Origin of the sequence: Corynebacterium ulcerans, assembly GCF_900187135.1 — a bacterium.
Classification (GTDB): domain Bacteria; phylum Actinomycetota; class Actinomycetes; order Mycobacteriales; family Mycobacteriaceae; genus Corynebacterium; species Corynebacterium ulcerans.
In genome coordinates, this window is record NZ_LT906443.1 from 2,209,162 (window position 1) to 2,233,749 (window position 24,588).

Genomic DNA, 24,588 nt, shown 5'->3' on the forward strand with positions numbered 1-24,588 from the left:
CCATCATCGACGCCAGCCGACGGTACCAACCAAACCTATTTACCCAGCGCCGGCAGCCCTAGAACACCACACACATGGAAAACAGCCAGCGCTCACCGTTTAGAACCCTTCTAAACCATGAATACTGGCTGTACACCTAAAAACAAACCATAGTGTCAACTATGCTCCGACTCAGGACAAAGTGCCCCAGAGAGGAATCGAACCTCCGACACCGGCTTTAGGAGAGCCGTGCTCTATCCACTGAGCTACTAGGGCGCAAAGGCATCGAGGGAAGATCGTGGAGATCTAAGAGCCTTCGGCAAAAAGAATACCGCACACTGCTAGGAAGTTAAGAATTGGCTGGTATTGGGAAGTGAAAAGCTTCCCGCAAGTGTGCTTTGGCCTCTATGCTGGAAGCAGTTGCTCGTTGAGAGATTCAAAGTGTGGAGGAAAATGTCATGACTGACAAGCACCCTATTTTTCACGATGTTGAGCGTCGTGCCATTACCGCGACTGTGGTTGAGGAAAAAGGAACTGCCGTTCTTGCTCTCGATGAGACCACAGAGGACGGAACCAGCCGTCGGATTTTAACGCTTAATAAGTTTGATGCAAAGCAGCTGTCTGCAGTGTGCGATCGCTACCTTCATCAGCAGCATTCCATCGATTACGCCAACGTGAACGCTCTTCTCACCGAGGTTGATCGCGCTGCTTTGTACGATGATGAAGACGACGAATAAACAACTGTGCGCACAATACTTGTTATAGGAATTGGCGCAGGTAGCCCCGAGTTTTTGACCTTGCAGGCAATCTCGGGGCTTCGTCGCGCTCAAGCGGTGGTCGCGCTTGATAAGGGGAAGACCAAATCGGATCTGCTGGCTTTACGCCAGGGGATTGTGGATGCGCATGCGCCAGGAACGCCGATTGTGGCGGTGACTGATCCGGAGCGGGATCGTGACCCCAAGGATTACGATGCAGAGGTACTTCGCTGGCATAAAGAGCGCGCGAACCTCCTTGCAGAGGCGATCCGGGGTGCATCTTCGGAGGACGGGACCGTAGCGTTTCTTGTGTGGGGAGATCCCTCACTTTATGACTCCACGTTGCGGATCATCGAGCATATGCAGAAGCTAGAGGACCTTGAGTGCTCTGTTGAGGTAATCCCCGGGATTACCGCTGTTCAGGTTCTTACTGCGGCGCATGGGATTCTGCTCAACCGCATCGGCGAGGCTATTCATATCACCACAGGACGCAACCTTGCGTCTACGTCGGAAAAAGATCGCCGGAATTGTGTGGTCATGCTTGACGGCAAGTCGGCATGGATGGACGTTGCCACCGAGCACACTTACATGTGGTGGGGCGCTTTCCTAGGCACGCCACAGCAGATTATCCGGGAGGGATACGTCAAAGAGATCGGCGCGCAGGTCGCTGATCTGAAGCGAACGCTGCGCGCCGAGCACGGGTGGATTATGGATACCTACTTGCTCCGTGAGCTGACGGATTAAGCGGTGAGTTCTTCCAGCTTGCGGCGAACATCGGAGGCTGGAGGATTGGTCGCGGTGGTGCCGTCCGAGTACTTGACAGTGGGGACGATGCGGTTGCCGTTATTAACGGATTTGACCCATTCGGAGGCCTGGACATCGGTCTCCACGTCGACAAGCGTAAACGGAGTGTTGGTGCGCTTGAGTGCACCGATGAGCCGCTGGCAGAAGGGGCACCAGTCGGCCGCGTAAATAGTTACGTGTTCTTTCATCCCACCATCATGACTGGTTCAGGGAGTGCGTCGCAACCTTTGGAATCTGTAGTGCAGCGGCTGCGGGGAAGTTGCTGCTTGGTAGTCTTCGTGCACTTTTCCGCTTATCGACGCCATCCACTCAGTTTCCGATACGATCTCAAACTCGGGGCCAAGCGCAGGGGCGGAAACCGCGGAGTCGCCGAGGACGTCGAGAAGCTCAATGCGCACGATGGTGCGTACTACTTCATCCACTTTTGGTAGGGTTGCCGCATAAATTTGTCCGCCTCCCATGACCCACGCGTCTGTGACGTCGGGTAGCTCGTTCACCACGCAGGCACCGGTGCTCCACTGACCAGCTGCGGAGCGGGAAAGTACGTAGTTGTTGCGCCCAGGCAGCGGGCGAAAGGCCGGCGGCAGCGACTCCCATGTTTTGCGTCCCATGATGACTGGGCAGCCAAGCGTGGTTTTTTTAAAATGAGCGAGATCCTCGGGCAGGTGCCAGGGCATATCCACTCCATTGCCGATGACCCCGTCGCAGGACTGCGCCCAAATTGCCCGCAACATTAGACCGCAACCTCAGCGCGAATTGCTGGATGTGGGTCATAGCCGATGACCTGGAAGTCCGCAAAGTCGTAGGAGAAGAGGTCCTTGGCCTTTGCTAGCTCCAACTGCGGGTAGGGGCGAGGCTCACGGGCGAGCTGGGTCTCCACTTGTTCGCGGTGATTGTCGTAGATATGGCAATCACCTCCGGTCCAGATGAACTCACCGACCTCTAAGCCCGCTTGCTGCGCAAACATATGCGTGAGCGCTGAGTAGGAGGCGATGTTGAAGGGCACGCCTAGGAACATGTCCGCACTGCGCTGGTATAGCTGGCAGCTGAGCTTCCCATCTGCGACGTAGAGCTGGAACAACAAATGGCAAGGAGGCAGTGCCATATTCTCTAGCTCCGCGACGTTCCACGCTGAGACAATATTGCGTCGGGAATCCGGATTGCGTTTGAGCATGTCTAAAGCGCCGCTGATCTGGTCAACATGGGTGCCATGAGGCGTAGGCCAGCTGCGCCACTGCACGCCATACACGGGGCCTAGCTCGCCTTCTTCGGAGGCCCATTCGTCCCAAATGTGGATGTTATTGTCTTGCAACCACTTGACGTTTGATGAGCCTTGCAGGAACCACAAGAGCTCGCCCACAACGCCTTTCCAATAAACCTTTTTTGTAGTGATCAGCGGAAAAGAATCGCTCAGATCAAAGCGCATCTGCTGTGCAAAAAGGCTCGTGGTTCCGGTGCCAGTGCGGTCATCCTTGTGAGATCCTTCAGAAAGAATTGTGCGCAGGAGGTCCTCGTAAGGTGTGGAGATCATGATGCCTGATCCTAGTCCACTTTCGTGGTGGCTTCCTAACTATTTCTCTGGGGTAGTTGGGAAACGACACAAGAAAACCCACTCGAAAGTAATCCGAGTGGGAGTCGAAAGAAACTAGTACGAGCCGTTTTCCTCGCGGAAGGCGGCTGCCATGGAGAGGATGTCGTCGGCAAGCTCGGGGCGGCAGACGAGAACATCCGGCAGGTAGGTGTCCTTGTTGTTGTAGGTCAAGGGGGAGCCGTCGAGACGCGAGCAGTGCAGTCCTGCAGCAAGGCTGACTCCAACGGGGGCCGCAGAGTCCCATTCGTACTGGCCACCGGCATGAATGTAGGCGTCGTAGTCGCCAAGAAGCACGTGCATGGCTTTTGCACCTGCAGAGCCGAGCGGCTCGGCGGTGAAACCTAGTTTTTCAGCGACGTGGGTGGCTACAGCAGGAGGACGGTTGTGCGAGACTGCGATCTTCTTTGCGTAGGGGCCGCGCACCGCGCGAACCTCAGACGTGTGGAACACCACTCCCAAGTCGGGGAGGTTAACTGCAGCGTGGGTTGGTATGCCGTTTTCCACCAAAGCGATGTGCACAGCCCAGTCCTGACGCCCCGTAGCAAATTCTTTGGTTCCATCGAGCGGATCGATGATCCACACGCGATCTTTGCCTAGGCGCTCTGGGTTATCTGCAGCTTCTTCGGAAAGGAATCCATCATCGGGACGGTGCTGTTCCAGCACACGCGCAATCCAGTTTTGTGCCAGATCGTCTCCTGCGTCGCCTAGTTCACGTCCGCGCAAAAGACCTACGTTTCTTACCCCTTTGAGTATTTCGCCCGTTCCCTGGGCAAGTCGCTTGGTTAGGGTCGCGTCGTCAAAGTGAGCAGTCATGACTCTAAAGTTTAGTGGAGCGCGGGCGTTTCGCACTACTAGAACACCAGCGTATTGGTTTTGTGAGTTTTTTCATTGCTTCTTGCCTACGGGCTCAAGAAAAATCATCCGCGGAACAACAAGGACAATAGGAACAACCGCACCATAATGACGCCGTCGTCTCCTCATATGGTTCATACGGTGTTAAATAAGGGCATGTCGTCGGATGAACACCACGAGCAACCGCAGCCCGAGCAAACCCAGCCCCATCAACCGCAGACGCCTCGCGCTGCTGCCCATGAGGACTCTTCCTGCGAGCACTCTGAGGAACAAGCTCCGGTGCTGTCACGTTTTAACCCCCAGGTAGCAACGTGGTTTGCAGAGGTCTTTGCGGCTCCGACACCTGTACAAAAAGCTGCGTGGGAAAAGATTTCAGCCGGCGGAAACACCCTCATTGTTGCTCCAACTGGTTCTGGCAAAACACTCGCTGCGTTCTTGTGGGCGATCAACGGTTTGACCACGGCAGGAGGTCAAACCGTGGCTTTCCCCGCACCCCATGAGGGCTCTTCAGCGGACAAAGGCACGGGCCAAGGCGTCAAAGTGCTCTATATATCGCCACTGAAGGCATTGGGGGTAGACGTAGAAAACAACCTTCGTGCACCACTTACCGGCATCAACCATGTAGCTGCCCGGTTAGGGCTGGACTATTCCGACATTAGTGTGGCAGTTCGTTCTGGGGATACCCCGGCGGCAGAACGCGCCAGGCAGGTGAGAAGACCTCCAGACATCCTGATTACTACCCCTGAGTCTGCGTATTTGATGCTGACGTCCAAAGCAGGGGCAATCTTGAAAAACGTTGAGACTGTCATCGTGGACGAGATCCATGCGGTGGCCGGAACAAAACGTGGAGCACACCTTTCTCTCACGTTAGAACGACTGGAACGCCTGGCAGGTCGACCCATCCAGCGCGTGGGCCTATCTGCAACAGTGCGTCCGATCAACGCAGTAGCGTACTTTTTAGCGGGAGACCGCCCCGTAGACATCGTGGATCCACCCGCCGACAAGCAGTGGGATCTTACCGTCAGAGTACCTATTCCAGACATGAGTGATGTGTCCACGGCACAGTCCGGTTCCGCCATCGGGGAAGCCGTATACGACGACCCCCGCAGTCTCGGATCCGCGCTATCGGAGACGGAACTTTTGTCAGAATCCGCCCTTCCTACGCAGGGATCGATATGGCCGTTTATTGAGGAACGCGTTTATCACGACGTGATGACGCATCGCTCCACGCTAATCTTTGTGAATTCCAGGAGGACTGCGGAACGGCTCACCAGCCGGCTCAATGAGATTTACGCGCAAGAACACGACCCAGAATCGCTTTCCCCGCAACTTCGCAGAACACCCGCGCAACTCATGAAGGCCAGTGACGTGGCGGTCTTAGCACCCATGATTATTGCGCGAGCACACCACGGGTCAGTCTCCAAAGATGAGCGAGCCTTGACCGAAAGAATGCTCAAAGAGGGCAGCCTCAAAGCCGTGGTAGCCACTAGCTCTCTTGAACTCGGCATCGACATGGGCGCCGTGGAACTTGTTGTCCAGGTGGAGTCCCCGCCCTCAGTTGCATCAGGGCTGCAACGAGTGGGGCGCGCTGGTCACATGGTGGGCGCTATTTCTGAAGGTGCTTTTTATCCGAAACACCGTGCCGACCTCATCCAAACGGCGGTGGTTGTGGGACGCATGGGTGAAGGCGCGATCGAGGAATTGAAGGTCCCTAGGAATGCACTTGATGTGCTGTTACAGCAGACCGTAGCAGCGGTATCCGTGGAAGACCTTGACGTAGAAGAATGGTATGCCACTGTTGTACGTGCGTATCCCTATCGGGATTTATCACGAGCGGTGTTCGACGCAGTCATCGATTTAGCAAGCGGCGTGTATCCGTCGACAGACTTCGCGGAGCTGAAACCACGCATTGTCTTTGATCGCATCACAGGCACGTTGACTGCGCGTCCCGGAGCCCAGCGGGTAGCGGTCACAAGTGGCGGAACTATCCCAGATCGCGGCATGTTTGGCGTCTTCCTCGCCGGCTCGACGAGGGCCGACTCTGCCCCCAGGCGAGTAGGAGAACTCGACGAGGAGATGGTGTACGAGTCGCGGGTGGGCGACGTGTTTACACTGGGCGCTTCCAGTTGGAGGATCGAAGAGATCACGCGCGACCAAGTGCTGGTGATTCCCGCGCCGGGCCACACCGGGAGGCTGCCTTTTTGGACAGGAGACCAAGCTGGACGTCCTGCGGAATTAGGTAAAGCGCTGGGGGAGTTTCGCCGTAGGATTGTGGGGCGTCGTCACGCTTTAGCAGGCAGCGAACAAGATCGTAGTGACGATCTTGTAGAACTGGAAGAACTCGGACTCGACGCATATGCCTGCCAGAATCTTCTACAGTTTTTACGCGAGCAAGAGGAAGCCACGGGGATTGTGCCCGATGAAAAGACACTGGTGCTGGAGCGCTTTCGTGACGAGCTCGGCGACTGGAGAATCGTCTTGCACACTCCTTATGGCAGGGGAGTCAATGCTGCGTGGGCGCTTGCTGTAGGCGCGAGAATATCTGAGCACACAGGCATGGATGCGCAGGCGGTGGCCTCCGATGACGGCATAGTATTACGCCTCCCGGAAGCCGACGCGGAACCTGGGGCCGATCTCTTTGTGATCGACGCGGATGATGTTGAAGCAATAGTGGCCGAACAAGTGGGCAACTCCGCGCTGTTTGCCTCCAGATTCCGAGAGTGTGCTGCTCGCGCATTATTGCTACCTCGACGTAACCCCGGTAAGCGTGCACCTTTATGGCAGCAACGCCAGCGCGCCGCGCAGCTTCTCGACGTCGCCCGCAAATACCCATCCTTCCCCATTATTTTGGAGACCGTCCGAGAGTGCCTCCAGGATGTATATGATCTGCCAGCCTTGGTCGAGCTCTTGCAAGAAATCCAGCAACGGCGGATACGCATCGCAGAAGTGACTACGTCTCAGCCCAGCCCATTCGCTTCCTCCATACTCTTTAACTACACGGGCGCCTTTATGTATGAGGGAGACAGTCCACTTGCAGAAAAGCGTGCTGCTGCCTTGGCCTTAGACCCCGCGTTGCTTGCCAGCCTCCTAGGCACCGTGGAATTACGTGACCTCTTAGACCCAGAGATCATCGCGGAAGTACATGACATCATGCAGCGTAAAGCCCCACACCGTAGGGCTAGGACCGCAGAAGAACTCATTGATACTCTTCGCGTTGTAGGCCCCGTGCCCGTGACCGATCTTCCAGAGATTACTGATCCTCCGATGACTCTGGAATACGTCATGGAGCAGCTGCGTGGGCGAGTGATGGAAGTACGAATAGCCGGAGTCGCGCACCTGGCTCAGACTCTGGATGCACCCCTGCTACGAGACGCATTGGGCATACCCATCCCACCGGGTGTTGCCGCGCAGGTGGAGACAATCACCGATGCATTGGAACAAATAGTCTCGCGATGGGCACGGGTGCGAGGGCCTTTTACTCTCATGGATGTGCAGCACTGCCTTGGGTTGGCCGCTGGGATCGCGCATGGGGTCGTCGAAAAGCTATGTACGCAATCCAAGCTCGTAGCAGGTCGTTTTAGGCAAGGCAGCGATGCTCCGGAATATGTTGCCACGGAGGTTTTAAAAATCATCAGGGCCCGTTCGCTTGCTGCAGTGAGGGAACAGACCCAACCGGTGAGCCATGCCACGTTTGGGCGTTTCCTCCCCGAATGGCAGCACGTTGCGCCAGTAGGAGAAACTCCTGAGCTTGCTGGAGCAGACGGAGTATTTAACGTTGTAGAACAACTCGCGGGCGTGCGACTACCCGCTTCTGCGTGGGAGACATTGGTGTTGCCGCAACGGGTCCGGAATTATTCGCCACTAGACCTTGACGAGCTCACGAATAACGGTGAGATTATCGTTGTCGGCGCCGGACGCGCCGGTGCACATGATCCGTGGGTGATGCTTCTTCCTAGCGATTACGCGGCAGAGTTGATTCCCCACGCGGAGGTTGCGACGCTATCTGAAACCCAACGCAAGGTCATGACGCTGTTGTCTCGCGGTGGCGGGTTCCTTTTTGCCGATATCCACCGGGAAACTGCGGCAGATCTTGGACTCTCCTCGGATCAATCGTCTGCTGCGGAGCTTGGTGCCGCTTTATGGGAGCTTTTTGAGGCTGGGCTAGTCAGCCCGGATGGATTTGCGCCGATTCGTGCACGACTTGCGGCGAATTCGGGAACAAAGACCGCGCATAGAGCCCAAAGACGACCCAATCGCAGTCGACTACGGATGGGGCGCACAGGCTTTGCGCATGCCCATAGACCAGCCCAACCGCCGGATGTGGTGGGACGCTGGTCCGCAACCATGGCAGCGGAGGACAACGCCACAGCCAGGTCTGTTGCACACGGTGAGGCGTGGTTGGATCGATATGGCGTGGTTACCCGCGGTGCCGTTGTATCAGAGGACGTTGTTGGCGGTTTTGCTCTCGCATACAAAGTGCTCTCTGGTTTCGAGGAATCCGGGAAGGCGATGCGCGGTTACCTTGTGGAGGGACTGGGGGCTGCTCAGTTTTCCACGCCGGCGGTGATTGACCGGCTTCGTGGGCTATCCGATACCCCTGATGTTGCAGGCTGGCCTTCTGGCACCCACTCGCCGAACACATATGTGCTTGCCGCGGCAGATCCCGCCAACCCTTATGGGGCGGCGTTACCGTGGCCGGAGCAGGGGCCGACACGTGCGGCTGGTGCCATCGTTGTGCTTATCGACGGCCTCCTCGCCGCGCACCTTACGCGAGGTGGACGAAGCCTCACGTTGTGTGCACCGCCCACAGGAATCGAACAGCAAGAGTTCTTAAGTATCGTTCTCGACGCGCTTGCAGAGTCGGTACGGGCAGGCAGGATTCAGCCGCTAGTTGTAGAAAAAATAAATGGAGTGGCGGTCTTGCGATCACCCGAACTAGAGCTGCTAAGAGCACTAGGCGCTAGCGTGACACCCCGTGGGTTGCGGATAGCAGGTGGCTTAAATAACCAGAGTCACACACGTAGAGGGCGCAGCCTTGCATCTGCATTGGACGAGTTAGACTCCTCGGACTCTGCAGACATAGCAGGCTCAGGAGACCCATGGTCTGGGAGAGAACACCATACAAAGCCTCCTCATCGTGGCTTTAGATCTGGTGGATACCGCTAGCAGCTTAGCTGTGTGGTGGAGTGGTGGAATCCCATACCGCCCGCCATTGAGCTGCAAGCGAGTTAATCGTCTCATGGGCGTTAAGTCCGCTGGGTTGGGGGACAACCCACAAAGATACGTCCTTGGGCCATCCCTTAATCGTCTCTGTGTCTTGTAGACCTAGCACGGCTTTCTTCATTCCAAAGGCTGTACGAAAAGCCGTAATACCGGCCACTGCTACGGCTTGGGGTCGCAGCTCACACGCCAACTCGATGACGCGATGCGCGCCAGCTATCAGCTCGTCTTTTTCTAGTTCATCCGCGCGAGCAGTAGCGCGTGGGACCAGATTGGTCATAGCGATGCCGAGCTCATAAAGGGTCTGTTCTTGGGCATCACTCATGCCCTCGGATACTTCGAAAGCTGGAGACACGATTCCGGCTTTGTCTAAAGAAGGCCAGAATCTATTGCCGGGATAAGCAAAAGGGGCATCGACTGCAGCAGTCCACAGACCTGGATTGACCCCGACGATCAGCAACCGAAGATCGGTACCGGGAGGTGGGAACCTGTCCGATACTGGTTTGTCTTTAAAGTCGGCAAGCTCCGAGCGCTTAGGTCGGCGACCACCAAGGGGAGAAGGATGCGCAGTACTCATGGTGTCCGTTGTACCTGATAACGGATTCATACGGATGCCGCAACGGTAGACGCATCATGGCTACAATGCTGCTATGCCCGAAGGAGATTCCGTCTACCAGCTAGCCCGTCGGCTGAGTTTTATGGAAAGCCGAAAGGTTCTAGGAACCAGCATACGAGTGCCGCAGTATGCTCTTGCCACCTTTACTGGGAGCACAGTGGAACGCGTATGGCCCTATGGGAAACACCTGTTTATACAGATAGGGGAAGAGATCCTCCACACCCATCTGAAAATGGAGGGAACGTGGGCGGTGCACCTGAAAGGTGATCGGTGGACCAAACCCGCTCATACAGCTCGCGTGCAACTGCTGTTGGACGGAACACCGCATGAAGACCCGATTGAGGTGGTGGGCTTTTCTCTGGGATTTGTCCGCATTTTTCCCACATCCCATTATCCCGATGTCATCGCGCATCTGGGCCCTGATGTACTGGGAGCTGATTGGGAATCCACAGGATACAACGAAGCTCGGCGACGGATACTCTCGGCTCCTGACCGTGCCATTGGGTTAGCCTTACTCGACCAAAGAAACCTGGCAGGAATAGGCAACGAGTATCGGGCGGAAATCTGTTTTCTCTGCGGAGTGCACCCCGCTACCTCGGTACGCGACACCGACGTGGATCGCATACTGACTGTGGCACGTCGTCTTATGTGGGCGAATCGACTTTCTCCAGTTCGAGTCACAACAGGTATCAAACGCCCAGGGGAGACGACCTATGTGTTTGGGCGTAATCACAGGCCGTGTCGACGATGCGGTACCCGGATTCTCCAGAGCATGCTTGTCGACGACCCCTCTGTAGAATTAGAGCGCATTATATGGTGGTGTCCGCACTGCCAGCCATTTTATCCTGAACCCTAAAAGGCCAAGCGTCTTAATTCAGAATTGATTAAGGTGGGGACTATGCGGCTTATACTTAATCTTCTCTGGCTTATTACTGGTGGTATCTGGTTGGCTCTCGGATACATACTCTTTGGCGCCATCGCGTGTATTTTCATCGTGACGATCCCCGCGGGCATCGCTAGCTTCCGGATGGCTGAGTACGCGTTGTGGCCATTTGGTAGGACTGTGGTGAAGTCTACGAGCAGTTCCAACCCCCTCGCCGGCGTGAGTAACGTGATTTGGTTCCTCGTCGCGGGGCTCTGGCTCGCACTGGGACATTTGACCACTGCAGTGGGGCAAGCGCTGACCATCATTGGTATTCCGCTTGCTATCGCGAATATCAAGATGATTCCTGTTACCTGTTTCCCCTTTGGCAAGAAGATCGTTGATAGCGACGCGATTCCCTTTGGCTACGAGCCCATGGTGAAGATGTAAATAAGCCTCAAGCCCTGCACACTGTGTGTTAGTAAACACTGTGCAGGGCTTAGCTATGCCGTGTTAATTGCGGTGAGCGCGGTACCAGCCGATGAGCTCGTCGGTAGAGGAATCTCCCGACTGTATGTCGCTTGCTCCAGCTACTGCTGGAGCAAGGTCGTTGGCCTGTTGCTTGCCCAGCTCTACGCCCCACTGATCAAAAGAGTTGATATCCCAGATCACGCCTTGGACAAAGACGATGTGCTCGTACAAAGCGATAAGCGCACCGAGAACTGCCGGGGTGAGCTCTTCTGCCAGGATCGTTGTTGTGGGGCGATTACCTGGCATGACTTTGTGGGCGACGAGTTCTGCTGGAACGCCCTCGGCTGCAATTTCCTCGGCAGTCTTGCCAAAGGCCAGGACCTTGGTTTGAGCAAAGAAGTTGCTCATCAGCAAGTCATGCATGGAGCCTTCGCCGGTTGCCGTTGGAAGGTCCTGCTTGGGGCGGGCAAAACCGATGAAGTCGGCGGGAACGAGCTTGGTTCCTTGGTGAATAAGCTGGAAGAACGCATGCTGGCCGTTAGTGCCTGGCTCTCCCCAGTAGATCTCTCCGGTCTCGGTAGAAACTGGAGAACCATCGCGGCGGACAGACTTGCCGTTGGACTCCATCGTGAGCTGCTGTAGGTAGACCGGGAAACGGCCGAGATCCTGAGAATAGGGGAGCACAGCGTGGGTTTCTGCGCCAAAGAAATCGTTGTAGAAAATTCCGAGCAGACCCATGAGCACCGGGATGTTCTCGTGGAAGTCCGCAGTGCGGAAATGTTCGTCCATAGCGTGGAAGCCTTCGAGGAAGCGCATGAAGTCCATGGGGCCGATAACAGCCATCAGGGACAACCCAATGGCGGAGTCGACGGAGTAACGACCTCCCACCCAGTTCCAGAAGCCGAACATGTTCTTGGTGTCAATGCCAAACTCGGCAACCTTTTCCGCATTCGTAGACACAGCAACAAAGTGCTTTGCTACTGCCGATTGGTCACCGCCGGCAGCTTCAAGCAGCCAACGTTTTGCAGCATGGGCGTTAGCTAGGGTCTCTTGGGTGGTGAAGGTCTTTGAGGCGACGATGAACAGGGTGGACTCTGGGTCACATTCATCAAGAACTGAATGCATATCTGCAGGGTCTACGTTGGAGACAAACTTGGCGGAAATTCCTGCGGTTGCGTAAGTACGCAGGGCTTTGGTTGCCATGGCTGGACCCAAGTCCGATCCGCCGATGCCGATATTCACCACCGTCTTGATCGTGTGGTTGCTATAGCCGCGCCATGCGCCACTGCGCAGTGCTGTTGCAAGATCGCGCATGCGGCCCAGCACCTCGTGGACGTCGGCTGCCACGTCTTGATCGTCGACCACTAAATCAGCCTCGACAGGAATCCTCAGTGCAGTATGGAGGACCGCACGGTCTTCCGTGTTGTTTATATGCTCTCCTGAGAACATGGCTTTAATGCGCTCGTGCAGATGCGCAGCCTTGGCGGTTTTTACAAACGCCTCGACGGTGTTGTCATCTAGGAAGTTTTTGGAAAGGTCAACATGCAAACCGGCGGCGTCAAAGCTAAATTTCCGTGCACGGTCTGCGTCGGCAGCAAAAAGCTCTCGCAGCGACGTGGCAGCCGCTGTTTTATGGCATTGGGAAAGCTCGGTCCACTCTGGGGTAGCGGTGATATCGAAGGACATGGTTTGCTCCGTTCTTTTTGGCTTTATACGAGACCGTGACCGAGCGGGCAATAATCTGTGTCCGCTCGGAAAGTTACACACTCTCAACGGTATCTAAACTACCCCGAACATGTCTTCTGTCTTAGGGCAGCGTTGGTCACATCATGGCGAGAACATCCGAATAAGCGCATAGTGGAGGCATGAGTGATGGTTCAAAAGAGAAAAAGACTATGCAGATGAGGCTGCCAGAGGGCGTACCCACGCAGATCTTTCTCGGCGGCGAGTTCACCGATGGACATGAAGGAGAAACCTTTGAGGTCCTCAATCCGTCCGATGGGAGCGTCTTGGCGCGGGTGGCGTCGGCAAGCAAACACGATGCGGAGACAGCCCTGGATAAAGCAGCAGCGGCGCAACCACTGTGGGCCGCAACCTCGGCGCGCGAACGCTCAGACATCTTGTGGAAGGCTTATGAAGCGCTCCTGGACAATTCGGAAAAACTAGCTGTGATCCAATCACTGGAATTAGGGCGTGCATTGCCCGATTCTCGCGCGGAGGTCACGTACGCTGCGGAGTTTTTCCGATGGTTTGCAGAGGAAGCGGTGCGGATCCGCGGAGATTATCGGCATAATCCCACAGGAAATGCCCGATTGATTGTTCATCAACAGCCGGTGGGTGTGTCTTTGGCGATCACGCCGTGGAATTTCCCCTTGGCAATGGGAACGCGCAAGCTGGGACCTGCTTTGGCTGCCGGGTGCACAATGATCCTCAAGCCTGCGTCTAAGACTCCTTTGACCATGCTTTATCTGGCACACCTCCTTAAAGAAGCAGGGCTTCCGGAGGGCGTGGTCTCTGTCCTACCCACAGCAGATTCTTCGGTGATCTCAGATATGCTGGACGATCCTCGGGTACGCAAGCTCACATTCACAGGGTCGACTGAGGTGGGACAAAAGCTCGCGGCACGTGCTGCTCGACACTCCATGAAAGTATCCCTGGAGCTTGGCGGAAACGCGCCATATGTGGTGTTGGCAGATGCTGATGTATCCGTTGCTGCCCACGCGGTAGCGACGGCTAAGATGCGCGGTGCTGGGCAAGTCTGCATCGCCGCCAACAGGTTCCTGGTGCATGAGTCGATTAAAGACGAGTTCCTGCACCGAGTCGTTGAGATCATGAAGTCCTTTACCCAAGGTCCCGCGACACAAGAAGGCGTGGATTTTGGTACGCTTTCCGGCGAAGATCAGCTAGAAAAGGTCACTATGCTTGTCGACGACGCCCTCGCCCACGGCGCTACTCGGGTTCTAGGGGAGTCGCTGCCGGCAGGGCTTCCGGAGGGCGGCTTCTACTACCCAGCGACAGTGCTGGAGAATATTTCTCCGGATGCCCGTATCGCCCACGAAGAAATATTCGGCCCCGTGGTCGCCGTCTCCACGTTCAAGGATGATGAAGAAGCCATAGCAATGGCCAATGACACGCCCTTCGGGCTAGCCGCATATGTGTTCAGTGAACAGATAACGCATGCGTTGAGTATCGCTGAGCGTATTGAAGCCGGCATGGTGGGCGTTAACAAAGGCGGGATCTCAGACCCATCAGCGCCCTTTGGAGGAGTCAAAGAATCCGGTGTAGGAAGAGAGGGCGGTTTCGAGGGAATCCACGAATTTCTTGAGCCAAAGTTAATTGCTCTGCCGCTTTAACCTCGTATAGTAATGATTCCGACGCACCCTGCTCGGACTTAGCCGAGTCTGCCTCGGCCGAGCCTGAGCAGGATAGAGGCGAGAGCAGGTCCTTCCTCGCCGATCTCCTCACGGAATTGGTTAATGATGGCTACCTCCCTGGTATGCACAAGCCGGGTGCCTCCAGAACCCATGCGGGTCTTTCCGATAGCTCGGGAAATTTCTGTTCGGCGTCTAACCGCTGCAAGAATCTCTTTGTCTAAGCGATCGATCTCCGTGCGGTATTGCTGGATTTCCGCATCAGAAAGGGGATCGTCGGTGCCTGTGGGGGTTCGTACCTTAAAGTTTTTCTCAGAATTCATGGAGATATTGTGCCACGGATGCGCGTACTGGGGGATAGGAAAACCAGAGAAAAACTACAAAAGGATGATTTTCCCTGCTAGTAGCCCTGAAAACAGTCACCGCAGTGGCGATGTCATGGCAACGTTGTAGGTTTGATAGCGATGAATAACACGGACAATTTTCCTACCCAAGAAGGTTTTGACTTCGGCGATTGGGCCGGTGAGTGGGCCACCGCCACAAAGACACCAGCTGAGTCGTCTCCGTTTAGCACTCAAGCCCAGAGCCCTGCAGCAAATCAGTCTCCGGCTCAAACAACGGACAAGCCTGCCGCCAGCTTGTCTGAGACCAGCGTGCCTGTGATGGCTGATGATCTCGTGCAGGGACTTAATCCACAGCAACAGCAGGCAGTAGAGCACAGCGGATCACCGCTTCTTATCGTGGCTGGTGCAGGTTCTGGCAAGACAGCAGTGCTCACACGTCGTATCGCTTATCTCATGCGCATACGGGGTGTGCAGCCAGGACAGATCCTAGCTATTACGTTTACCAATAAAGCTGCGGCTGAGATGCGAGAGCGCGTGGCTCACCTTGTGGGGCCAATCGCCAACAGAATGTGGGTGTCTACCTTCCACTCCACCTGCGTACGCATCTTGCGGGAACAAGCCCAGTTGGTCGCTGGATTAAATACCAACTTCACTATCTATGACTCGGATGATTCGAAGCGCTTGCTTGCGATGATCTCCAAGGACATGAACTTAGACATCAAGAAGTTCACACCGCGGTTATTGGGGGCGGGAATCTCCAACCTCAAAAATGAGCTGATTTCTCCCGAGACCGCAGTCTCAGAAGCCGAAAGCACAAAGAACCCGTATGAGACAACGGTGGCTGCCGTATACGTCGAGTATCAGCGACGTTTAAGGCAAGCAAATGCCGTCGATTTTGATGACCTCATCGGAGAGACAGTCCGTATTTTCCAAGAGCACCCACAAGTGACCGAGTATTACAGGCGCAGATTCCGTCATGTGCTTATCGACGAATACCAGGACACTAACCACGCACAATACGTGCTCATTCATGAGTTGGTAGGCAAAGGCCCAACGGCCAGCGAACTATGCGTTGTCGGAGACTCAGATCAGTCCATTTACGCCTTCCGTGGCGCGACTATCCGCAATATTGAGGAATTTGAGCGGGATTATCCCGATGCCACGACTGTGCTCTTGGAACAGAATTACCGGTCAACGCAGACGATTCTCAACGCAGCTAACTCGGTGATCTCCCAAAACGAGAACCGAAGAAAAAAGAAACTGTGGACAGCCCTAGGCAGCGGAGAACCCATCGCCGGATATGTTGCGGATAACGAGCATGATGAGGCCCGTTTTATTGCTCAAGAAATAGACGCGCTCGCGGATAAAGGCGTGGATTACAGCGACATAGCCATCATGTATCGCACAAATAACTCGTCTCGTGCAGTGGAAGACGTATTTATGCGTTCTGGTATCCCTTATAAAGTTGTGGGGGGAACCCGCTTCTACGAGCGCAAAGAGATTCGGGATGTCATCGCCTACCTACGGTTATTGGATAACCCAGAGGACACAGTCTCTCTCCGCAGGATTATCAACACTCCACGCCGAGGCATCGGCGACAAAGCGGTAGCGTTCCTCACTCTGCATTCAGAGAACCAAGGTGTGAGCTTCCAACAAGCGCTTATCGACGCTGCCGCAGGGCAGATAAGCCTTTTAGGGGCACGCGGGCGCAATGCGATTTCCGGGTTCGTTGACATGATGGCTGGGTTGCGGAGTTCTGCAGCCGAATCCGTCAATGAGATCACCGGGATGCCGGATATTGGTGATGTGATTTCTCAAATACTTGATATCACGGGGTATAAAGCGGAGCTGGAAAAGAGCAACGACCCACAAGACGGCGCACGGTTGGACAACCTTAACGAGCTTGTCTCTGTTGCACGAGAATTTTCCTCGGAAGCAGCCAATCAGGTGGCCTATGCCAAGATGGACGGCGGTGAACTCGAAGACTTAGGAGGCCAAGGCGAACCAGAACCGGGTAGTTTGCAGGCCTTCCTAGAGCGAGTCTCCCTTGTAGCTGATGCCGACCAAATCCCCGATAATGAGCAAGGACTGGTCACCCTTATGACTCTGCACACGGCCAAGGGGCTGGAGTTTCCGGTGGTCTTCCTTATGGGATGGGAAGATGGCCAATTCCCGCACTTGCGCGCACTTGGGGACCCCAAGGAACTAGCGGAGGAACGTCGGCTTGCTTATGTAGGAATAACACGGGCACGCAAGACCCTCTACATCACCCGAGCTATGCTGCGTTCTTCTTGGGGAAATCCCGTAACTAACCCGGCATCGAGGTTCCTGACGGAAATCCCCGAAGACCTTCTGGACTGGCGGCGCGAAGAACCAGAAAACTCTTTCGACTCATGGGGGCAGCCTTCCTGGGGGAGGAACACAGGTTTTGGTTCTTCACGCGGCGACTCGTGGGGATCGCCACGGTATGGTGCTACCCCGAAGCCTAAGAAGACAATGCCAAGCTACACAAAGAACAGCGATCTTTCATTGGTTGTCGGAGACCGAGTGAACCACGATAAATATGGTCTGGGTACCGTAACCAAGGTTGATAAAGGTAGTCCGGCGGATTCCGTAACTATTGATTTTGGTTCTTCTGGAACAGTACGGCTTATGCTGATCGGCTCAGTTCCGATGGAAAAGCTTTAAATGATGAGAAACACCAGCCTTTGGTCCTTTCCGAGGCTGGTGTTTTATTAGCGCTTAGGAGAGTCTGCACAAGATAAAACAAAACCGGATAGGAAAACTCCTATCCGGGGGTCTTTATACGCTTATGCCTTTTTCATTGAGCCAGGGTACTGGGTCTACGGCAGCGCCACCGCCGGGGTGAACCTCAAAGTGGAGGTGCACGCCTGTGGAGAAGCCACGGTTACCCATTCCAGCGATCTGATCACCGGCTGCAACGGCCTGGCCAGTTGAGACGTTGATGGTCTCTACGTGGCCGTAGACAGTGACTGTGCCGTCGTTATGACGTACTCGAACCCACTGTCCGTAGCCCGACGCTGGGCCTGCATCAATGACTACACCATCCATGATGGAGTAAATCGGGGTGTGCATTGCATTAGCAATATCAATACCTGCGTGGAGAGTTCCCCAGCGCATGCCGTAGGGGGAAGTAAGTGTTCCAGAAGCAGGGGAGTGCACAACAATTTTGGGCTTGCGTGCTTCTTCATCTGCAAGCGCACGTTCTTCGTTGTAATTGATAGCTTTTGTTAGCTGATCGGAGAGATTGGTGTTTGGTTTGAACTCTTGGATCGCCAGAATCTGGGGAGCAGAGTCACCAACTTTAGCGGAAGTATCTGCAGTGAGCTTGAAATCAGCGGTGTCAGTGTGGGAAGTGGTGTGAGCTAGTGCAGCACCCGTAGCGCCGGCAGTGGAGACAGCTCCGGTGGCCAGGGCAACGAAAGCAACTCGACCTTTTGCCTGAGAAGTTTGCTTGCGATGCTTGCCACTGACAACGTGCTGTGTCTGCTGCATGAGGCTTACTCCCTTTGACTATGTTTCTGAAGTTCATCTCGCCGCCGAATCGTTACTTCGGTAACGCTTTTGTGATCAACTTGTTATGTTCCGAGGGGTAACGATAGCGGTTTATAACAGTACGAGCAAGCTGTTTGGCCAATATTAGGGATAAATCATGAAAAGAAGTTACTCGAACGCCTCGTCAATTGACTTAAGTAACACTAATTAACAGGAGATGATGAGGGATATCGCGTCGTGCCGAGACCAAAACTTGGATGTTACGTGGCACAGTTAATGGAATGAGTAAGAAGACGAGTCCTAACGCGAGACCATCGCGGCGACCTCGTTCGCGCCCTGTCTCTATAGGTGGCAGAGGAGATGAACGAAGCGGGCAGCTATCCCGTGGCGGTCAGCGTAAAGCGTCTGACACTGCGTCTGCGCCGGAGAAAACAACGTTTGCTGCGAGCCTCCGTTCGCTACTGCCAACCGTGCTCATTCCCAACGTGATAGTGCTTATTGCGATCATTATCTTTTCTTTGATCGTGCTCATCGCAACCTCTACGCCCATGGCGGCGATGCCCGCTACAGTAGCTGAGACATGGCTGGCACTTAATTTAGCCCCAGTGTCTGGTCGAGGAATCTCTTTATCGTTGCTTCCTATACTCCCGGCGATCGGGGTAGTGATGCTGGTCGCCCGACGCGTCTATAAAGCAGTTAAAGATCGGATCAGTCTGCATGATCTACTGATCCTTCTTTGTGGGGCTTTGGTCATACCTGTCCTTATCACTCTTACGGCGTGTGCCATGTTGTGGGATGCCTCTTCGGTTTTTGATGTGGCTTCGCCCAACGTTTTTGCGGCGGTAGGAACAGTTATTCTGTTGCATGCTTGTGCCTTCATGATCGGAATGGGAACGCGTCTCTGGAGAGCGCTGGCGCGCCGTTATGGGGTGCCCTCGTGGGTTGTCGATTCAGTGCTGTTGGCGGTGCGAGCCGTAGGCTATCTGCTTTTGGCGGCTTTTATTGTTTTTCTCGTTTCACTGGCCGTGCATTATCGAGCGTTCTTGGAATCGCTTCAGGGGTATTCGACTGCCGGCATAGTCGGGGTGATGGTCGTTTCACTTGCATATCTTCCTAATGCGATTGTTTCTTCTTTGGCGATTATCGTTGGTTCCTCGATGGAGTTAGGACGAGGCTCTGTCTCTCTTTTCGCTGCAACTCTTGTTCCTACTCCGCCTGTGCCAGTGTTTGCTGCATTGCCAGCATCGATGGCGCCGGCTGTTATGGCAGTAGTACTTGTTCCTCTCATCGCAGTCTCTCTAGCATTGTGGAACCGAGTCAGCGATTTCTTGAATGCAGTGACAATCACGGTTGCCGCAGGAATTGGAACCTTAGTTCTTTCCTTTTTTGCAGGCGGATGCTTGGGTGTTTACGGCTATGTGGGGCCACTGATGTGGCTCACTCCGCTTATGGTCATGGTGGTCGTTGGCGTGGTGTCTCTGACGGTAGTGACTTTTGAGCGCTATAAGGAAAGCCGTAACAGCGCAAAAATCCTTGGTAGTACACACTCTGTTGCAGATCCAGCCTTTGAGGCTCCTGTGGCGGCCGCTAGTGCGCTAGGACAGGCACATGAAGGTGAGACTGAGGATGTCGCAGATGAAGAAGCGGAGTCGGGGCACAGGGAACAATCTGATGAAGAATCCACAACGGAGGAACAAGACCAGGTAGAAAGCTCTCCTGAGGAGGCTGCAGATGAGCCTTATGAGCTCAGCGCAGAGGGGTTCGATTCCGCTGAAATTTTAGAGGAAGCCGAGATGCGCGCGGCGGCTATGGAAGCGAATGGAGAACAGGAGCCGGAGGCTAAAGAATCAGTGGCCGAAGGGAAAGAAGAATCAGCAGAAAGCGCCGATGCTCATGATATCTACGATCCTGAGGATCTCGAGGTCGTAGAGGATGAGGAAAGCGTTGAAACTGAGGCTCGATCGGAAAAAGAAAAGGACGAAGCCTAAAAAACGGGGGTGACGTCTATATGAGCTGTTTCCGGCTAACATTGTTTCGGTGACCAATGAAATGCGTTTAAAAACTGACTATAAGTCAGCCGCTTTACCGATAGTCGTCATGGCCTCCGGCTCGGGGACGCTCTTACAATCAATCATCGATCATCAGGGGGCTTACGAGGTTGTGGGAGTGGTCGCAGATGTGCCGTGTCCCGCAATCACTCGTGCGGAATCCGCAGGAATCCCTGCAGAAGTGGTCTCGTATGCCTCCGGAGACGATCGTGAAGCATGGAATGCGTTGCTTGCGGCGGCCGTCGAGAAGCATGCTCCGGTTCTCGTCGTTTCTGCCGGCTTCATGCGGATTCTAGGGAAAACCTTTTTGGAGAAGTTTCCGGGGCGGATTATCAACACCCATCCAGCGTTATTGCCGGCTTTCCCTGGCGCCCATGCTGTGCGCGATGCATTGGCATATGGTGTGAAAGTAACCGGTTCTACCGTGCATTTTGTTGATGAAGGTGTGGATACTGGAAAGATTATTGCTCAGGTCCCCGTATCTGTAGAGCCGGGGGAGAGTGAAGCCCACCTGCATGAAAGAATCAAACATGTGGAGCGTAAACTCATTGTGTCCGTGTTGAACTCCGCCACAACGGAGAAAAAATCAGAAGAGGTTTTCTTCACATATGAGTGATGACCGCAAGCAGATCAAACGTGCTTTGATAAGTGTTTATGATAAGACTGGACTCGAAGAACTCGCCCATGCGCTGAACCAAGCTGGCGTAGAGATTGTGTCTACAGGATCGACCGCGGCCACAATCGCGAAGCAGGGAATTCCTGTCACTCCGGTGGAAAAACTCACCGGCTTCCCTGAGTGCCTTGAGGGGCGTGTGAAAACGCTTCACCCTAAAATTCATGCAGGTATCTTGGCTGATACCCGTAAAGAAGACCACCTCGCCCAGCTCGATGAACTGGGCGTTTCTCTATTTCAATTGGTGGTAGTGAACCTCTATCCGTTTACCCAGACAGTAGCTTCTGGCGCCGATTTTGATGCTTGCGTGGAGCAAATCGACATCGGGGGGCCCTCAATGGTGCGCGCGGCAGCCAAGAACCACCCGTCCGTCGCCGTTGTTGTTTCTCCTGAGCGCTATGCAGCGGTAGCTGAAGCTATCCGCGCCGGTGGCTTTACTCGGGCGGAACGTACAGAGCTTGCTGTCGACGCTTTCCGTCACACCGCTTCCTACGACGTGGCGGTTGCTACGTGGATGGGGGAACAAATCGCGGATGACTCGGAGGAGTATGCACCGTGGATTGGTGCCTCCTACGAACGGGCGAATGTCTTGCGTTACGGCGAGAATCCGCATCAGTCGGCAGCACTTTATGTGGATCCGAACGCCCCTGCCGGTCTGGCTCAGGCAGAGCAGCTGCATGGCAAGGAGATGAGCTACAACAATTACACCGATTCGGATGCTGCATGGCGTGCTGCTTGGGACCATGAGCGTCCCTGCGTTGCGATCATTAAGCACGCTAATCCTTGCGGTATCGCAGTGTCGGACGCCTCTATCGCGGAGGCCCACCGCTTGGCCCATGCCTGCGATCCCGTGTCGGCCTTCGGTGGAGTTATCGCTTCTAACCGTGAAGTATCCGTGGATATGGCACAGCAGGTTTCGGAAATCTTCACCGAGGTGATCATTGCCCCTGCGTATGAAGACGGGGCCGTGGAGATTCTCTCGCAGAAGAAAAACATCCGGATTCTTGTTGCGCCAGAGCCACCACAGGAGAAGGTAGAGCAGCGTCAGATTTCCGGCGGATTGCTCGTGCAGCGTCGAGATCTCGTGGACGCTGAAGGGGATGCCCCGGAAAAATGGACACTTGTTGCAGGTGAAGCCGCTAGCCCTGAGTTGCTTGCAGACCTGGAATTTGCGTGGCGCACCGTTCGCGCGGTCAAGTCTAATGCCATCCTCTTGGCGCAGGATGGGGCGACCGTTGGCGTGGGTATGGGGCAGGTTAACCGTGTTGATGCAGCTAAACTAGCTGTTGAGCGGGCTAATAGTCTGGCCGGAGAAACGCAGCGCGCTCAAGGAGCCGTTGCTGCGTCGGATGCATTCTTCCCCTTTGCGGATGGTTTTGAAGTCCTTGCTCGCGCCGGTGTAAAAGCTGTAGTACAGCCTGGCGGTTCTATCCGTGATGCTGAGGTTATTCAGGCTGCAGAAAAAGCTGGAGTGACAATGTATGTGACAGGTGCTCGCCACTTTGCGCATTAAAAAATAAAGTGAACGCCGGCCTTGCAGACATCTACATGGGGGGATAGATGTCAATGCAAGGCCGGTTTTGTTTTGCCGATAAACGCGGGAAACACCAAGCAATCACCCCTTGGGTATATGTGATTACCATCACCCTTTTTGGGGTGGGGGAAAGTTTGATTCTTTGCATGTAGTTGCAGTCTGTGGGGGTTTTGTTCATGTGGCTGTAAAAACCTGAGGATATTCCCTCTAGGAAAGTTGACCTAGGTCATTTACTCTTCTCGCTATGACTCAGAACATAGCCGGGCATGGCTTGATGGTATCCATGCGGGGAGTGAATAAGTACTTCGATGATTTTCACGCTCTGCAGGACATCAATCTTGATGTGCCCAGAGGGCAAGTCGTGGTGGTCCTAGGCCCCTCAGGATCAGGAAAATCAACGCTTTGCCGTACCATCAACCGGCTCGAAACCATCGATGGCGGAGAAATTTTTATTGATGGACACAAACTACCGGAAGAAGGAAAACAGCTCGCAAAGTTGCGCTCCGAGGTCGGAATGGTGTTCCAACAATTCAACCTTTTCCCCCACAAGACGATCCGCGAGAATGTCACGCTGGGGCCGATCAACGTGAAAAAGATGGCTAAAAAAGACGCAAGCGCGTTGGCGATGCAGCTACTGGAACGCGTTGGGATTGCCAATCAAGCAGATAAATTTCCGGCTCAGCTTTCTGGCGGACAACAGCAACGCGTCGCTATCGCAAGAGCACTTGCAATGAAGCCAAAAGTCATGCTTTTCGACGAACCCACCTCAGCCTTGGACCCCGAGATGGTTAACGAGGTTCTCGATGTTATGGCTGATCTTGCGCGTGAGGGAATGACAATGATCTGTGTTACCCACGAGATGGGTTTTGCCCGAAAAGCCGCAGATCGAGTGCTTTTTATGGCAGACGGTCGCATCGTGGAGGATTCAGACCCGGAATCCTTCTTTGCCTCCCCGCAATCGGATCGAGCGAAGGATTTTCTTGGGAAAATCCTGTCCCATTAAACCTCTCGAGACCTTATATATCCCTCTAGCTTTAAGGAAAGAAACAATGACACGCACGAACACTCGCATCATCGGAACCACAGTTGCAGCCACGTTGGCGCTTACTACTCTCTCGGCATGTGGCGGTAGTAGCGAAAGCGATGGTGCTGGCCTTCTGAGCCATATTGAATCTGGGAAGGTCACTCTGGGAACCAAGTTTGATCAGCCCGGTTTGGGCATCAAAGAATCAAATGGGGAGATGTCTGGACTCGATGTAGATATCGCCCAGTACGTGGTCAATCACATCGCTGACGCCAAGGGCTGGAAGCACCCAGACGTGGAATGGCGAGAGACGCCCTCTGCACAGCGTGAGACTCTCATCCAGAACGGGGAAGTAGACCTTATTGCGGCCACGTACTCGATTAACAAGAGTCGCGCAGAGTCCGTGAACTTTGGCGGCCCATACCTGCTTACTCATCAGGCATTGTTGGTGCGAAAAGACGACTCCGGAATCAAAGAAGTAAAAGACCTAGAGCACGGCAAGATCCTCTGTTCGGTTTCAGGTTCCACGCCCGCTCAAAAGGTGAAGGAATCCCTGCCGGGCGTGCAGCTTCAGGAATACGATACCTATTCTTCCTGTGTGGAAGCCTTGCGCCAGGGCAACGTGGATGCGTTGACCACTGACGCAACAATCCTCAACGGCTATTCCCAACAAAACGAGGGATCGTTCAAGGTCGTAGAGATGTTTAAGGACGATCGCACTCCGTATACGGACGAGCACTACGGCATCGGTCTGAAAAAAGACGATACGGAAGCTACCAAGGCCGTGAACGAGGCCCTGGATCAGCTTAATTCTTCTGGCGAATTTGAAAAGTTAGTCAAGAAGAACCTCGGGGATGCTGCCGCAGGCGTGACATCCGGTAAGCCTGGCGACCTCACGTTTATCAAGTAACGATCCTTTTTCCTTAAC

20 protein-coding genes and 1 tRNA gene are annotated in these 24,588 nt (G+C 54.5%); 12 read left to right on the forward strand and 9 right to left on the reverse strand.

The annotated features are described in order from the left end of the window. Positions 1-182: 182 nt before the first annotated feature. Positions 183-255, reverse strand: a tRNA-Arg gene (locus tag CKV68_RS10020). A 182-nt stretch (positions 256-437) separates the two neighbouring features. Between CKV68_RS10020 and CKV68_RS10025 the strand changes: the two genes are divergently transcribed. Together CKV68_RS10025 and cobF are read left to right on the forward strand one after the other, a co-directional pair. Beyond that, positions 438-716, forward strand: coding sequence for a cg0963 family protein (locus CKV68_RS10025; RefSeq protein WP_013911058.1), 279 nt, complete (start codon positions 438-440; stop codon positions 714-716). Positions 717-722: 6 nt separating this feature from the next. Next, complete coding sequence (gene cobF / locus CKV68_RS10030) at positions 723-1,478, forward strand: precorrin-6A synthase (deacetylating) (protein WP_095076133.1); 756 nt, start codon at positions 723-725, stop codon at positions 1,476-1,478. On the opposite strand, the gene CKV68_RS10035 is transcribed toward cobF, so the two are convergent. The 4 genes from CKV68_RS10035 to CKV68_RS10050 all read right to left on the reverse strand — a co-directional run bounded on the left by CKV68_RS10035 (position 1,475) and on the right by CKV68_RS10050 (position 3,942). Further along, positions 1,475-1,726, reverse strand: coding sequence for a mycoredoxin (locus tag CKV68_RS10035; protein ID WP_095076134.1), 252 nt, complete (start codon positions 1,724-1,726; stop codon positions 1,475-1,477). The two genes, cobF and CKV68_RS10035, sit on opposite strands and share 4 nt — an antisense overlap. An 18-nt stretch (positions 1,727-1,744) precedes the next feature. Then, positions 1,745-2,272, reverse strand: a complete 528-nt coding sequence (locus CKV68_RS10040) for a dihydrofolate reductase (RefSeq protein ID WP_095076135.1) — start codon at positions 2,270-2,272, stop codon at positions 1,745-1,747. Beyond that, positions 2,272-3,072 carry a thymidylate synthase gene (locus CKV68_RS10045; RefSeq protein WP_095076136.1) on the reverse strand — a complete coding sequence of 267 codons (801 nt, stop codon included), beginning with the start codon at positions 3,070-3,072 and terminating at the stop codon, positions 2,272-2,274. The genes CKV68_RS10040 and CKV68_RS10045 overlap by 1 nt, the downstream gene beginning before the upstream one ends. Before the next feature lie 111 nt (positions 3,073-3,183). Beyond that, positions 3,184-3,942, reverse strand: coding sequence for a 3'(2'),5'-bisphosphate nucleotidase CysQ (locus CKV68_RS10050; protein ID WP_014836141.1), 759 nt, complete (start codon positions 3,940-3,942; stop codon positions 3,184-3,186). 195 nt (positions 3,943-4,137) lie between these two features. On the opposite strand from CKV68_RS10050, the gene CKV68_RS10055 reads away from it, so the two are divergent. Then, positions 4,138-9,147 (forward strand): ATP-dependent helicase, encoded by a 5,010-nt coding sequence (locus tag CKV68_RS10055; protein ID WP_231910476.1) that lies wholly within the window; start codon positions 4,138-4,140, stop codon positions 9,145-9,147. 4 nt (positions 9,148-9,151) lie between these two features. Here the strand turns inward: CKV68_RS10055 and CKV68_RS10060 are convergent, their stop codons facing one another. Beyond that, complete coding sequence (locus CKV68_RS10060) at positions 9,152-9,778, reverse strand: mismatch-specific DNA-glycosylase (RefSeq protein WP_029975220.1); 627 nt, start codon at positions 9,776-9,778, stop codon at positions 9,152-9,154. A 73-nt stretch (positions 9,779-9,851) separates the two neighbouring features. On the opposite strand from CKV68_RS10060, the gene CKV68_RS10065 reads away from it, so the two are divergent. Together CKV68_RS10065 and CKV68_RS10070 are read left to right on the forward strand one after the other, a co-directional pair. Further along, positions 9,852-10,673 carry a DNA-formamidopyrimidine glycosylase family protein gene (locus CKV68_RS10065; RefSeq protein ID WP_095076137.1) on the forward strand — a complete coding sequence of 274 codons (822 nt, stop codon included), beginning with the start codon at positions 9,852-9,854 and terminating at the stop codon, positions 10,671-10,673. A gap of 42 nt (positions 10,674-10,715) precedes the next feature. After that, complete coding sequence (locus CKV68_RS10070; protein ID WP_014525496.1) at positions 10,716-11,129, forward strand: YccF domain-containing protein; 414 nt, start codon at positions 10,716-10,718, stop codon at positions 11,127-11,129. Between the two features lie 63 nt (positions 11,130-11,192). Here CKV68_RS10070 and pgi read toward each other — a convergent pair whose 3' ends face one another. Next, positions 11,193-12,836, reverse strand: a complete 1,644-nt coding sequence (pgi, locus tag CKV68_RS10075; protein WP_095076138.1) for a glucose-6-phosphate isomerase — start codon at positions 12,834-12,836, stop codon at positions 11,193-11,195. Positions 12,837-13,015: 179 nt separating this feature from the next. Here pgi and CKV68_RS10080 point away from each other — a divergent pair, with 179 nt between their 5' ends. After that, positions 13,016-14,503, forward strand: a complete 1,488-nt coding sequence (locus tag CKV68_RS10080; RefSeq protein ID WP_095076139.1) for an NAD-dependent succinate-semialdehyde dehydrogenase — start codon at positions 13,016-13,018, stop codon at positions 14,501-14,503. 38 nt (positions 14,504-14,541) lie between these two features. On the opposite strand, the gene CKV68_RS10085 is transcribed toward CKV68_RS10080, so the two are convergent. Continuing rightward, positions 14,542-14,844 carry a chorismate mutase gene (locus CKV68_RS10085; protein ID WP_013911070.1) on the reverse strand — a complete coding sequence of 101 codons (303 nt, stop codon included), beginning with the start codon at positions 14,842-14,844 and terminating at the stop codon, positions 14,542-14,544. Positions 14,845-14,985: 141 nt separating this feature from the next. Here CKV68_RS10085 and pcrA point away from each other — a divergent pair, with 141 nt between their 5' ends. Next, complete coding sequence (pcrA, locus tag CKV68_RS10090) at positions 14,986-17,553, forward strand: DNA helicase PcrA (RefSeq protein WP_013911071.1); 2,568 nt, start codon at positions 14,986-14,988, stop codon at positions 17,551-17,553. A 114-nt stretch (positions 17,554-17,667) separates the two neighbouring features. On the opposite strand, the gene CKV68_RS10095 is transcribed toward pcrA, so the two are convergent. After that, positions 17,668-18,381 carry a M23 family metallopeptidase gene (locus CKV68_RS10095; RefSeq protein ID WP_013911072.1) on the reverse strand — a complete coding sequence of 238 codons (714 nt, stop codon included), beginning with the start codon at positions 18,379-18,381 and terminating at the stop codon, positions 17,668-17,670. A gap of 257 nt (positions 18,382-18,638) precedes the next feature. On the opposite strand from CKV68_RS10095, the gene CKV68_RS10100 reads away from it, so the two are divergent. The 5 genes from CKV68_RS10100 (at position 18,639) to CKV68_RS10120 (ending at position 24,570) form a co-directional block, all read left to right on the forward strand. Beyond that, on the forward strand, positions 18,639-20,369 hold the full coding sequence (locus CKV68_RS10100) for a cell division protein PerM (RefSeq protein WP_095076140.1): 1,731 nt from the start codon (positions 18,639-18,641) through the stop codon (positions 20,367-20,369). Positions 20,370-20,418: 49 nt separating this feature from the next. Then, positions 20,419-21,045: a phosphoribosylglycinamide formyltransferase gene (gene purN, locus CKV68_RS10105; RefSeq protein ID WP_013911074.1), complete on the forward strand. Its 627-nt coding sequence runs from the start codon at positions 20,419-20,421 to the stop codon at positions 21,043-21,045. Further along, the gene (gene purH, locus CKV68_RS10110; RefSeq protein WP_014836149.1) at positions 21,038-22,615 is read left to right on the forward strand and encodes a bifunctional phosphoribosylaminoimidazolecarboxamide formyltransferase/IMP cyclohydrolase; all 1,578 of its coding nucleotides are present in this window, start codon (positions 21,038-21,040) and stop codon (positions 22,613-22,615) included. The genes purN and purH overlap by 8 nt, the downstream gene beginning before the upstream one ends. Before the next feature lie 295 nt (positions 22,616-22,910). After that, positions 22,911-23,639 (forward strand): glutamate ABC transporter ATP-binding protein GluA, encoded by a 729-nt coding sequence (gene gluA / locus CKV68_RS10115; RefSeq protein ID WP_095076281.1) that lies wholly within the window; start codon positions 22,911-22,913, stop codon positions 23,637-23,639. 46 nt (positions 23,640-23,685) lie between these two features. Further along, the gene (locus tag CKV68_RS10120; protein WP_014525503.1) at positions 23,686-24,570 is read left to right on the forward strand and encodes a glutamate ABC transporter substrate-binding protein; all 885 of its coding nucleotides are present in this window, start codon (positions 23,686-23,688) and stop codon (positions 24,568-24,570) included. The last annotated feature ends 18 nt before the right edge of the window (positions 24,571-24,588 follow it).

Coding starts and splice junctions, on each gene's coding strand:
- CKV68_RS10025 (WP_013911058.1), top strand. CDS start 438: ATGACTGACAAGCACCCTATTTTTCACGATGTTGAGCGTCGTGCCATT.
- CKV68_RS10035 (WP_095076134.1), bottom strand. CDS start 1,726: ATGAAAGAACACGTAACTATTTACGCGGCCGACTGGTGCCCCTTCTGC.
- CKV68_RS10040 (WP_095076135.1), bottom strand. CDS start 2,272: ATGTTGCGGGCAATTTGGGCGCAGTCCTGCGACGGGGTCATCGGCAAT.
- CKV68_RS10050 (WP_014836141.1), bottom strand. CDS start 3,942: ATGACTGCTCACTTTGACGACGCGACCCTAACCAAGCGACTTGCCCAG.
- CKV68_RS10055 (WP_231910476.1), top strand. CDS start 4,138: ATGTCGTCGGATGAACACCACGAGCAACCGCAGCCCGAGCAAACCCAG.
- CKV68_RS10060 (WP_029975220.1), bottom strand. CDS start 9,778: ATGAGTACTGCGCATCCTTCTCCCCTTGGTGGTCGCCGACCTAAGCGC.
- CKV68_RS10065 (WP_095076137.1), top strand. CDS start 9,852: ATGCCCGAAGGAGATTCCGTCTACCAGCTAGCCCGTCGGCTGAGTTTT.
- CKV68_RS10070 (WP_014525496.1), top strand. CDS start 10,716: ATGCGGCTTATACTTAATCTTCTCTGGCTTATTACTGGTGGTATCTGG.
- pgi (WP_095076138.1), bottom strand. CDS start 12,836: ATGTCCTTCGATATCACCGCTACCCCAGAGTGGACCGAGCTTTCCCAA.
- CKV68_RS10080 (WP_095076139.1), top strand. CDS start 13,016: ATGAGTGATGGTTCAAAAGAGAAAAAGACTATGCAGATGAGGCTGCCA.
- CKV68_RS10085 (WP_013911070.1), bottom strand. CDS start 14,844: ATGAATTCTGAGAAAAACTTTAAGGTACGAACCCCCACAGGCACCGAC.
- pcrA (WP_013911071.1), top strand. CDS start 14,986: ATGAATAACACGGACAATTTTCCTACCCAAGAAGGTTTTGACTTCGGC.
- CKV68_RS10095 (WP_013911072.1), bottom strand. CDS start 18,381: ATGCAGCAGACACAGCACGTTGTCAGTGGCAAGCATCGCAAGCAAACT.
- CKV68_RS10100 (WP_095076140.1), top strand. CDS start 18,639: ATGTTACGTGGCACAGTTAATGGAATGAGTAAGAAGACGAGTCCTAAC.
- purH (WP_014836149.1), top strand. CDS start 21,038: ATGAGTGATGACCGCAAGCAGATCAAACGTGCTTTGATAAGTGTTTAT.
- gluA (WP_095076281.1), top strand. CDS start 22,911: ATGGTATCCATGCGGGGAGTGAATAAGTACTTCGATGATTTTCACGCT.
- CKV68_RS10120 (WP_014525503.1), top strand. CDS start 23,686: ATGACACGCACGAACACTCGCATCATCGGAACCACAGTTGCAGCCACG.